This window comes from Virgibacillus flavescens, from assembly GCF_050574275.1.
GTDB lineage: Bacteria > Bacillota > Bacilli > Bacillales > Amphibacillaceae > Virgibacillus_F > Virgibacillus_F flavescens.
This window is the reverse complement of sequence record NZ_CP192260.1, coordinates 1,438,046-1,449,668: the sequence shown is the minus strand read 5'-3', so window position 1 is coordinate 1,449,668 and position 11,623 is coordinate 1,438,046. Positions and strand designations below refer to the sequence as shown.

Genomic DNA, 11,623 nt, shown 5'->3' with positions numbered 1-11,623 from the left:
ATTAAAAAGATAGCCTGTGCAATTCTCTGCGCAGGCTATCTTTTTGGTTTTTACAAGTTTTTAGGTATGGAGCCACGGGGAATTGAACCCCGATTACTTGAATGCCATTCAAGTGTAATCCCATTATACCATGGCCCCAATAATTTAAATCTCTGGTAAGGCATGCCGTGCAAGCACTCTCTGAGCTAAGAAGCCACTGAAAAAGTGGTAGCTTTTTAAAAATTTATTATTCCACCTTAACCTAGCATCTCGAATATACGAAGACTCCAGCGGGAACAGCGCGAGCTGAAGATCCCGGAGGAACAGCGGTTTTTGCATTCCGAGGAAGCTGAAGCCGTGCTCGCGGAAAGCGTAGTATATTCGAAGATGCGATTGTAGATCCACATATTTCCTACTACATGTAACTTTTTCAGTGACCCATAAGCTAATGCCCCCAAGCCGTAATTTATATTATATGGTATATTTTATTTTTTTCCTACTGTTTTTTTAGAATAACAGTTATAATATCGCTGACGAGACTAATCTTATCGATCTCTAAACTTTCTTTATCACTGGTGAGATTCAACTTATCAAGTTTGATAAAATTTTTATCCATCTCGGTTAACAAAAATATCGATCCCGGGAGGAAATTTATCGATATCCAGCTCGAACCACGCCCTGCCGATCCGTGATATTCTTTCCAATCAAAAAGAAAACCAGCCACATCTGGCTGGTTTCTTATTTATCAAAAGCTATTCATCAATCAAGTTCATGCTCAAGTACCGCTCCCCACTGTCAGGGGCAATACAAAGCACACGTTTACCTTTGCCGAGCTTTTTGGCAACTTCGATTGCAGTATAAATAGACGCTGCACCCGACAAACCGACGAACAGCCCTTCTTCTCTTGGCAGTCGCTTAAACATCTCGACCGCAATTTCATCTTCAATCTGTAAAATTTCGTCGTAAATCGAAGTATTAAGTATATCTGGAATAAAGCCTGGGCTAGTCCCTACAAGCTTATGGCTGCCTGGCTTTCCACCTGAAAGTACAGGTGACCCCTTTGGTTCTGCAACAGTAATCGTAAGGCCGGGAATTTTTTCTTTTAATACTTCACCAGTTCCTGTTACGGTGCCGCCAGTTCCAGCCGTACACACGAACGCATCCAGTTTACCGTCCATTTGATCCATTATTTCAAGCGCAGTTGTGAAACGGTGTACATCTGCATTCGCATGGTTTTCAAATTGTTGCGGGATAAAGCTTCCTGGGTTCTCAGCCTGTAATTCTATCGCCTTCTTTATAGCACCTGGCATCTTTTCAGCACTAGGTACTAATACCACTTCCGCTCCGTACGCTTTTAAAATATTTCTTCTTTCTTGTGTACTGTTATCAGGCATGATCATGATGGACCGATACCCCTTTGCTGCAGCAGCCATGGATAAGCCAATTCCTGTGTTTCCACTGGTAGGCTCAATAATCATTCCACCAGGCTTCAACAGTCCCTCTTCTTCAGCGACCCTGATCATGTTAACAGCAGCACGATCTTTGACGCTTCTGCTTGGGTTGAAGTATTCCAGTTTAACAAAAACATCTGCCGCATCTTCCGGTACGATCTTGTTCAACTTCACAACCGGCGTATCTCCCATTAACTCTGTTATATTCGAAACGACTTTCATCCAATGCAGCCTCCCATTCTCTATCTAATTTCCTACTATATACTATATATTTTACTAACCAAGACCCAGCTTACACAATTAATCTGTTTGCACGCGCGTGCGGACATTCGGCACCTGGTACATTGCCCAGTTTTTTTCCATATGGCCCACCCCGCCCAGGTACCTGGTACAATACCCTGTTTTTCCCAGTTTTTAAGACCAGGTACCTGGTACATTCTCCAGTTATTCCCATTTAACCGCAAATTAAAAAGGCTACAACTGGCTAGGTGGCCGGTTGTAACCTTTGGGTTCTATTTTTTTAGTGGTTCTATTTGGCTCATTTCGTCCAGGATTGTGGCGATTAGCGGATGATCTTCAGGTAGTCCTGTGACTGAATGTAACGCTGACTTAGAACCTTCATCACGAATCATCTGCTGAAGTTTTACTGCCTCGTCATCTTTTTCATTTACATACGATAGAACAGATGCGATTGTTTTCGCGAGATATAACGGTGGCTTTCCGGTTACTTCCATATACAAGCTTGCCGGACGGATTAACCGATCTTGTGGCCCCAATTTTCTGATCGGTCCTCTTCCAACTCGCGTCACTTCATCTGAAATGTATGGATTCTTGAATCGCTGAATAATCTTATTGATATACGTTTGATGTTCCTGCCTATCAAATTGGTAGGTTTGAATAAGCGCTTCACCGGATTCAGCCAATGCTCCATTGATGATTTCCAGGACATTGTTATCCTTCATCGCTTCATCAATTGTATGATAGCCCATATAGTAACCAACGTATGCTGCTACGGCGTGCCCTGTATTAACTGTAAATAATTTACGCTCGATATACGGTTTCAAGTCCGTTACATACGTAATGCCTTCAATCGCTGGTTTCTCCCCTTTAATCGAGGATTCCTCCACTACCCACTCGTAATATGGCTCAACAGATACTTCAAGCGGATCATCGTTCACCTGGTTCGGTACAATTCGGTCAACCGCTGCGTCTGGAAAGCTATATAATTCCTCAAAAGAAGTACATTCAGCTTCTGTCAAATGATCGTATACTCTTTCTTTTAAGAGCGTACTTCCGCCTATCATATTTTCACAGGCAATAATCGTAAGCGCCTTTCGATTATCCTTCGTGCGTGCGCGCAATCCTTTTGCAATCAACTCTGCAATAACTGCCAGGATGTTTGGTCCAACAGCAGTCGTTACAATATCTGCACGGACAATCGCATCAATCACCTTATCCGGATTATGCATGCTATTGATTCCAGATACATCCTTTACTGTTAATGACTCGCTGTTTTCGGAAGCCAACACGACATTGTATTGCTGCTTTTCATTGATTTCTTTTATGACCGCATCATTTACATCCACAAATGTGGTATGGTAATTGGACTGATGAAGCAACTGGCCAATAAATCCTCTGCCAATATTTCCTGCTCCGAAGTGTACAGCTAACATTTACTCCACCTCTTCAAATAATGCTATAATTTCTTCCTTTGTTTCTGCGTTAACGATTTTATCGATGTTCTCTTCTTCGGAACACACAATCGCAATCTTAGATAAAACCTCTAAATGTTCGTCACCTTTTCCAGCGATGCCAATTAACACCTTCACTATATTTCCATCACCGAAATCTACCCCTTGCGGAACCGTTACAACAGAAATTCCTGTATGGAGCACTGCGCTTTTAGCGTCATCCGTACCGTGGGGAATCGCTACATGGTTACCCATAAAGGTAGAAGTCATTTCTTCTCTTTCCAGCATTTTATCGACATACGCTACTTCTACGTAACCGTTGTCTACCAGAATTCCTCCTGTATAGCGGATAGCTTCCTCTTTATTATTCAATGTTTCGTTCAACTGAATCGATTCTTTACTCAATACGTCTTTAGTCATAGCATGATGCACTCCTTAATTAAAAATTTTTTTCTTGCAGAAATTGCTGAAACTGATCTGATAAAAACTGTTCAATCTTTTCTTCATCAGCAGATTCAAACAATGAAATACTATCTTTCTCCTGGATAATGGTACCACTCAAAAAGCTGAGTACTTCAAGCATTTCCTGATGTGCATTTTCTGGTGCAAGCATCAGTAAAATTGTATCCATTTTCATCTCTTCTGAATCCATTCCCATAACTGTCACTGGATAATCCAGCGAATACAATGTGAAGCTGGGTTTTTCAACAGCTGGCGTCCTGGTATGGAAAAGAGCAAGCGATGTCTTTGGGATTCCAAGACCCCCAATCTGTTCTCTTTTTAATAGTCGCTCCATGACTTGATCCTTATTTTCAATTAACGATTCTTGCTGTAAACTTTCACAGATCATATACAACAGTGATTCAGTCGACTTTTTTTCCGTAATATTTTTTACATAAAAAGATGTTAAAAGATCTAACACTACTTTTGAATATCGCTCCATCGCTTTCAGCTTAGGAATGATACTTTGACTTTCGGTCTCAGGCTTGACTGCTTTCTGCACCGCCCGCGAATTACCCGTCAGCTTTTTTTGTCGGACTACTTTCTTCAGACGATGCACTTCTGATTCCGTTAAAATCGGCGAAATCTGAATGTACGCAGCAGAAAAGTTCTTTAGCGGCACTGTCGATACAATAATATCGAATTGATCCAAATCTAAATTTTTCAAATCAAATAATGATTTATTTTCTACCTCATTTATTTCCGGTATACGTTGTATCAAATTGGTCGCGAGCATTTTAGCTGTACCGATACCACTCGCGCAAATTACCAGTACGCGCAGCTCAATGCTTTTTTTTCCATGCAATAAAGCAGCTGCAAAATGAAGCACAAGATACGCCGCTTCATCCCGCGGAAACTCCATATCAGGAAAAATTTCTTCAACACCGTCCTGAATAAGGTGAAACAGATCAGCATAATCCTTTGTAATGTCTTTAATCAGTGGGTTCGTAATATTCATTCCCTGGTTTAACCGATAAATGGTCGGCTTCAGATGTGCAATTAAATCCTGAAACAGCGAAGCATTATCCGATAAATCAACACCTAGATTTTTTCCGACAAAATCGATCAGCTCTTTCGTTTTATACGCGATATCCAGACTCGAATCCTCAATTAAATAATTGTGATCCACGCGCAGTTTCGCTCCAAGCAAATGCATCGTAATATATCCAATTTCGTCATCTGGAATCGTCATCGAAAATGAATCTTCCAAATCATGTATCATTCTGCTAGCAACTTCGTATTCTGTTGTTCCTTCGATTTGTTTCATAAAATCTTTATCGAACTTAATGTGTTCTCCCTTTTGCAGACGCTCAATTGCTAACGCCAGATGCACAACCAGTCCAATAAATGCGCTGTCTGCCAATTCGTGCGGCAGTTCACTTCTGGCAAGCTCAACTCTTTTTTCAATCGTGTGCAGGGTATCGGGATTTACTAAACCAAGCAGCCGGTTCGAAATCAAACTAAGCGAGGCTTGTGGTTTGTTTTCAATGTTTTCTTTTAAAATAGACACGAAATCAAATGGATCCACATGCTTTGAAATTAAATAACTGATGGAAGCACGTTTATTCGCTTCCTTCCCCTCTATTTTGACCCCATATCCCCGTTTCCTCACTAAATCAATCTGAAACCCTTCAAGCTCCCGTTCAATATCATCCAAATCATGACTGATTGTCGCGTTTGTAACATTCAATTCATGTGCAAGGGTGAACAGTTTCATAGGTTCCTTCGCTTCGAGAAGCATTGTCAGAATGATGGTCTGTCTTTCTTCCGATGTATAATCGGATGATGTTGCTTTGGAAAGTGTTTGCTTCAATTGCAGCTTATCCGTCTCATTTCCGATTATCCGAAGACCAACACCTGACTTTTTAAAAAGCTCCAGGTTATGTTCAAAAATAACATGTTCAATACTACCCAAATCCCGATGAACCGTTCGCTCGCTAACTTCTAGTGAACGAGCGATTTCCTTAACGGTAATGTCTACTTGAGCATCGAGCAGAAGTTCAATTAACTTTCGTTCACGACCAGAAATATACAAAACTGTCACCTCCTTGCTAAATTGAATTTTATATTTAGTTAACTTTCGTACATTCTTAATGAATGAAATGAAGTACTTATGGGACTTGAAATACTGCTTTTGACACGAATTCAAAAATGGCTATATATTAAATATGCTGCGAATTACAGTGTTGCATTTGATGGATAATGCGACGTAATTTTAGGTTTATTTCCTTGTTGCCGTCCAGGATCGTTGCAGGCGGATGCTTTCCGCGGGCACGGCTTCAGTCTCCTCGAGAAACCCACTCTGCGGGGCCTTCAGACTCGTGCTGTTCCCGCAGGAGTCACCGCCCTCCACTCACCGGGACTGGTAAAGCTGTTTATATCGTTGTATTTTTTTTCTACTAATGCATGTTGAAATAGAAGTGCTATCAGGTGTACAGTTAATAACTTGACATCCATATTCCGTCTAGAGATTGGAGCGGATGGCAGTCGACTCCTGCGGGAGGAAAGGCATCGGTGAGACCCCGGAGTACGATATGCAGTGCACCCCTATAGTTGGACACCCAATTAACAATAGGAGGTGCCTGGATGAGAAAGATGACAGAGAAGGAAAAACACGATGTTGTGCAACGTTATATAAAAGAGAGTTATAGTTATCGGGGCTTAGCGAAAGAAAGCGGGATTGACGAATCTGTATTACGCTATTGGGTAAAATTATATGAGTATCATGGAAATCAAGCTTTTCAATTTCCCTATACAAACTATACGCCAGCCTTTAAGCTAGATATAATTACGTTTATTGAAGAGAAGAATTTCTCTCTTCGAGAGGCATCGGCGATCTTCCACATTCCTGATCCTGCTATGGTTCGGAAGTGGAAGAAAAAGTGGGAGACTGGTGGATTCGATGCCCTTAAACCAACACGGAAGGGGAATCCCCATATGACAGCACATCAAAAGAAAAATTCGAAGAATGAAAAACCTGCTAAGGATCCTATAGAGGAAATGCAAAAAGAACTGGAACACTTGCGTATGGAGAATGCCTATCTAAAAAAGTTGAGAGCCTTAGTTCAAAACAAGGAAAAATCACCAAACAAGACAAAGCGAAAGTAGTCTATGAACTAAGGGTCGAATTCGCGGTAAAAAAACTTATAAAGTTGGCAGGTATTCCGCGGAGTACCTACTACTACTGGGTAAAAACATTTAATCGAGCTGACAAAGATACCACATTAAAGTCATTGATCCAATCGATTTATCATGAACATGATGGACGGTATGGCTATCGTCGCATTCAATTAGAATTAGCAAATAAGGGATACCTAGTGAATCACAAAAAAGTGCAGCGATTAATGAAGGCGTTAGGCTTGAAAAGCCTTGTTCGCATAAAGAAATACCGTTCGTATAAGGGCAAAGTTGGTAAGACTGCTCCCAATATCTTAAATCGCGATTTCAAGGCGGAAAAACCAAATGAAAAATGGGTGACCGACATTACAGAATTTAAATTATTCGGAGAGAAACTTTACTTATCTCCTGTTCTTGATTTATTTAATGGCGAAATTATCTCCTACACGATTGGTTCTAGACCAACCTACTCCCTAGTCTCCGACATGTTAGAAGCGTCTTTGGAGCGCATCACGGATAATGATGAACTGATTATCCACTCGGATCAGGGGTGGCACTACCAGATGAAAAAATACCGCCAAGCTCTAGAGGAACGTGGCATCACACAAAGTATGTCACGAAAAGGAAACTGTTATGACAACGCCGTTATTGAAAATTTCTTCGGAATTATGAAATCTGAATTTCTTTATCTCAACCAATTTGAAAGCATAGATCACTTCAAACAAGAGCTAGTAGAATATATGGATTACTATAATAACAAACGAATAAAAACAAAATTAAAAGGAAAGAGTCCGATTCAATACCGAACTCTTTCCCAACAAGCAGCTTAACGAAAAATCTGTCCAACTTTTCGGGGTCACTTCAATAGCACGAGGAGGCTCACCAGCCGCCCGCGGAAAGCGACTGCCATCTGCGGAAATCTCGTTGCTGTTACATCGCAGTCTATCTCCGAAGTGAAAAATAAACCGCGATAGTCGAGTTATCTTTATTTCAAACGCTCTACCAATTCATCATACTTCGGACTGTTCAAGAAGTTTTCCACCGAAATGTGCTCTGCAGATGGTAGTTTTTCCTTTGCCCGGTCGGTTAAATCTTTATGGGTAATAACGATATCTGCATCGTCAGGTATTTCATTGATAGCTTTATTCGTTACAAACATGTCAATCCCTGCTTTTTTAAATTTATTTTTCAGCAGCGAAGACCCCATTGCGCTTGAACCCATCCCTGCGTCACAAGCGAAAATGATTTTATCGACAGTTTCTGCCCGGTTATTTTCCACTGGAGCAGTTTCTTCTGTTTGATCCAACGTACCTGAAACCGAACTCTTTTTACCTTTCATACCTTCCATTTTACCAGTAGCTGCTGATAAATCTTCATCTTCAGACTTGCTGGCTTTTAAAATGAACGATGCAATAAGGAATGAAACCGTTGCTGCAACAGCCACACTTACGATTATACCGAATAAACTACCGGGCGCGGCCATTGCTCCTACTGCAAAAATACTACCCGGTGAAGCTGGTGACCGAAGACCTGCATCAAATACGGTTAGTACAAATATTCCACTTGCTCCGCCACCAATAGCAGCTAAAATCAAGGAAGGCTTCATTAAAATATACGGGAAATAAATCTCGTGAATTCCACCAAAAAATTGAATGACTGCTGCACCAGGCGCAGAACTTTTTGCCATTCCTTTTCCAAATATCGAGAATGCAAGCAGAATTCCAAGACCAGGTCCAGGATTTGCCTCTAATAAGAATAAAATGGATTTACCTGTTTCTAAAGACTGCTCAAGTCCTAGCGGAGTCAGGATACCGTGGTTAATCGCATTATTTAAGAACAATACCTTCGCTGGCTCAATAAGAATACTTGCCAGTGGCAATAAGCCGGCATCCACAATTACTTCTACACCTGCTGCTAGAGTATCCGTCAATCCTTCTACAATTGGGCCAATAAGTAAGGTTGCAAAACTTGCTAAGATTGCACCAAGAATTCCTAGTGAAAAGTTATTATAAAGCATTTCAAATCCAGAACGAATTTTACCCTCAAATACTTCATCAATTTTCTTCATTAAATAACCAGCTGACGGACCCATAATCATCGCACCTAAAAACATGGGAACTTCAGCACCGACGATAACACCCATCGTCGCAATCGCACCAATGACACCACCACGGCCACCGTGAACCATACGTCCACCAGTAAAACCGATTAACAGTGGTAATAAGTACGTGATCATTGGACCGACCATTGCACCTAGTTTTTCATTCGGAAAATAGCCATCCGGGATAAATAATGCGGTTATAATCCCCCATGCAATGAATGCACCAATGTTCGGCATAATCATTCCACTTAAATAACTGCCGAAACGCTGTATCTTAGCACGAAACCCTTTTTTCGCCATAACAAACATCCTCTCTTAATCAATTAATTTTATAATTCCTTATTACTAATTTTACTGCGCTCTCATACCTACAACAACCAAAACTAACACCCAATTTGTCACACCCAAAGTTGCCATTCCTATGCTAACTTGCATTTTGGTCTCTTTTTTGGTACCTGGTACATTCCCCAGTTTTTTCCATCCACCCATCCTCCGCCAATAAACCAATAAAAAATGGCAGTTCGTTTGAGTACGAACTACCATTCATTAGTTACTTTAGTTTTATAGTTTAAATTGACGGACGAGGCTGTTTAGCTCTTCTGCTAGTTTTGCCAGATGTTCTGAGCTTGCTGATACTTCTTCCATTGAGCTGCTTGTTTGCTGGGATGATGCTGATGTTTCTTCAATCCCTGCAGCTGATTCCTCAGAAATGGAAGCAATCTCTTCAATCGACCCGCTCATTTCCTGACTACTTGCCGCGATATCTGACAGGTTATCCGAAATCGTTCGGATACTGCTTGCCATTTCCGTAACTGCTGTATTAATACCATTAAATGTCTCGCCAGTTGATTTAATCTGACTCGAACCAAGCTCAACTTCGGCATAACCGGTTTTTAATGAATTCGTCACAGAACTTGACTCGTTCTGAATGTTTCCGACAATACCTGTTATATCAGTTACAGATACCGAAACTTGTTCGGCAAGTTTGCGCACTTCGTCTGCTACAACCGCAAACCCTTTACCATGTTCACCAGCCCTAGCCGCTTCGATTGCAGCATTTAACGCAAGCAAATTCGTTTGATCGGCGATGTCTTTAATAACAGAGACAAGCTTTGAAATTTCCTGTGATTGTACATCCAGTCCTTGCACCTTTTGCACAGCGTTTTGAACAATTTTATCAATCATTTCCATTTGCTTCGTAGACGATTCCATTAGCTTGCTGCCTTCTTTTGTCATCGAAAGAACTTCATCTGACGACAATTGAACACGCTGCCCGTTGCTATTCGCATCTTCCACCTTGGCTGCAAAAGAAGCCATAATGGAAGCAAGATCACCGGCGCTGCTAGCCTGCGTTTCAGAACCTGATGCTAATTCATGCATCGTTGTCGCTATTTGCTCAGAACCTGATCGCACTTCATTAGCTGATTGTGTTAACTCCTCGCTTTGAGCAGTAACGGTTTCGGAGACACTGTTTATTTTGCTCAGCAGATCCCGGGTATTGTCACTCATTTCGTTGGTAGCCACCACAAGCTGACCGATTTCATCGTGTGATTTAGTTTCTAAAACGTCACTGCTTAAATCGCCACCTGCAATTAACTTCATCCTTCGCATAACCTTTACAATCGGCTTTGTAATCATGGTCGCCGAAGCAAAAGCAATAACAATACATGCGATAACGACGATAACAGAAACAACTATTCCAATAAGAGAAGTTGTCTTTCCGTGATCACTTACAGTGGCACCAGCTTCTTCAATTACCGCTTCTCTGCTCGCAGCCATTTCCTCGAACCCGTCCATAATTTCATTGCCTAGCGGTTCAACGTCAGAAGAAAATATCGTCAGCGCTTCCTCTCTGTTCCCTTGGTCATAAGCTGCAAAAACACGATCAGTAGCGGTGCCCCACTGAAATTTCTTGTCGATAAGCTCTTTCGCCTGTGCAGAATCAGTTTGTTTTAATAATTCCTCTTCAATCTTAATGCTATCTTCAATACCCGCTTCGAATTCTTGTCTGTACGATCGCTCATCAGATAATAAATATCCCTGTATAAGTGTTGTACGCTCTGCCATATTATACGCAATCTTTTCATTTATAAGTAACAACGGAAGCTGCTTCTCAACAATTTCTTTCGTTTCGTTATTCATTTTTTGGACCGCTATAAAATTAAAAACTCCCAGTAAAAGAACGAATATAATGACGATGGAGAATCCAAACAATATCTTTGACCTTACACGCTTAAACTTCAATAAACCTTTCATGATAACCCTTTTTACCCTCTTTCTATTCGGTTCGGTACCTGGTACATTGCCCAGTTTTTTCCATTTATTTTTCTGCTACTGCTTGTACTTCGTTGATTTCGTCGAGATTGAGAACACATTCGAAATCTAATAGTATTAATAGTCGGTTTTCAAGCTTTGCAACGCCTTTAATGAACGCTTCATTTACTCCTCCAATAATACGAGGAGCATCTTCAACAACAGTCGGATCAATATCCAAAACATCAGAAGCTGAATCCACAATCAGACCAACTTGGACATTGTTTACTTCGACAATTAGTACTCTTGTATCCTCGGTGAACTCCGTTACACCTATCTGCAGTCGTTCCTTCAAGTCCACAATTGGTGTAATATCACCACGAAGGTTAATAACGCCTTTTATAAAATCTGAGGTACCTGGTACACTTGTTACATCCGCGACTCGTTCAATCGAACGAACATGCTCAATTCCCACTCCGTACTGCTGGTCCTTCAGCTGAAACACAATGACTTTCATTTGTTCTTCCATG

General features: G+C 41.1%; 8 protein-coding genes and 1 tRNA gene. 1 reads left to right on the top strand and 8 read right to left on the bottom strand.

From position 1 onward, the window contains the following. Window positions 1-67: 67 nt before the first annotated feature. From VBD025_RS06920 to VBD025_RS06900, 5 genes are all read right to left on the bottom strand, one after another. Window positions 68-138 (bottom strand) — tRNA-Ala (locus VBD025_RS06920). A 593-nt stretch (window positions 139-731) separates the two neighbouring features. After that, window positions 732-1,652, bottom strand: coding sequence for a cysteine synthase A (gene cysK, locus VBD025_RS06915; protein WP_430790610.1), 921 nt, complete (start codon window positions 1,650-1,652; stop codon window positions 732-734). 290 nt (window positions 1,653-1,942) lie between these two features. Beyond that, window positions 1,943-3,103: a mannitol-1-phosphate 5-dehydrogenase gene (locus tag VBD025_RS06910; RefSeq protein WP_430790608.1), complete on the bottom strand. Its 1,161-nt coding sequence runs from the start codon at window positions 3,101-3,103 to the stop codon at window positions 1,943-1,945. Further along, on the bottom strand, window positions 3,104-3,541 hold the full coding sequence (locus tag VBD025_RS06905) for a PTS sugar transporter subunit IIA (protein ID WP_430790606.1): 438 nt from the start codon (window positions 3,539-3,541) through the stop codon (window positions 3,104-3,106). 19 nt (window positions 3,542-3,560) lie between these two features. Continuing rightward, window positions 3,561-5,657, bottom strand: coding sequence for a BglG family transcription antiterminator (locus VBD025_RS06900; protein ID WP_430790604.1), 2,097 nt, complete (start codon window positions 5,655-5,657; stop codon window positions 3,561-3,563). A 551-nt stretch (window positions 5,658-6,208) separates the two neighbouring features. Between VBD025_RS06900 and VBD025_RS06895 the strand changes: the two genes are divergently transcribed. Further along, a protein-coding gene (locus tag VBD025_RS06895; protein WP_430787785.1) for an IS3 family transposase occupies window positions 6,209-7,569 on the top strand; the annotation gives its coding sequence in 2 pieces (ribosomal slippage) (window positions 6,209-6,665 and window positions 6,665-7,569; 1,362 coding nt in all). A gap of 155 nt (window positions 7,570-7,724) precedes the next feature. Here the strand turns inward: VBD025_RS06895 and VBD025_RS06890 are convergent. From VBD025_RS06890 to VBD025_RS06880, 3 genes are all read right to left on the bottom strand, one after another. Next, complete coding sequence (locus VBD025_RS06890; protein ID WP_430790602.1) at window positions 7,725-9,140, bottom strand: PTS mannitol transporter subunit IICB; 1,416 nt, start codon at window positions 9,138-9,140, stop codon at window positions 7,725-7,727. A gap of 261 nt (window positions 9,141-9,401) precedes the next feature. Then, window positions 9,402-11,096: a methyl-accepting chemotaxis protein gene (locus tag VBD025_RS06885; protein WP_430790600.1), complete on the bottom strand. Its 1,695-nt coding sequence runs from the start codon at window positions 11,094-11,096 to the stop codon at window positions 9,402-9,404. 64 nt (window positions 11,097-11,160) lie between these two features. Further along, window positions 11,161-11,622: a chemotaxis protein CheW gene (locus VBD025_RS06880; RefSeq protein ID WP_430790598.1), complete on the bottom strand. Its 462-nt coding sequence runs from the start codon at window positions 11,620-11,622 to the stop codon at window positions 11,161-11,163. Between the last annotated feature and the right edge of the window lies 1 nt (window position 11,623).

Excerpts from the sequence above, each read along its gene's own strand:
- cysK (WP_430790610.1), bottom strand. The coding sequence starts at position 1,652 with ATGAAAGTCGTTTCGAATATAACAGAGTTAATGGGAGATACGCCGGTT.
- VBD025_RS06910 (WP_430790608.1), bottom strand. The coding sequence starts at position 3,103 with ATGTTAGCTGTACACTTCGGAGCAGGAAATATTGGCAGAGGATTTATT.
- VBD025_RS06905 (WP_430790606.1), bottom strand. The coding sequence starts at position 3,541 with ATGACTAAAGACGTATTGAGTAAAGAATCGATTCAGTTGAACGAAACA.
- VBD025_RS06890 (WP_430790602.1), bottom strand. The coding sequence starts at position 9,140 with ATGGCGAAAAAAGGGTTTCGTGCTAAGATACAGCGTTTCGGCAGTTAT.
- VBD025_RS06885 (WP_430790600.1), bottom strand. The coding sequence starts at position 11,096 with ATGAAAGGTTTATTGAAGTTTAAGCGTGTAAGGTCAAAGATATTGTTT.
- VBD025_RS06880 (WP_430790598.1), bottom strand. The coding sequence starts at position 11,622 with ATGGAAGAACAAATGAAAGTCATTGTGTTTCAGCTGAAGGACCAGCAG.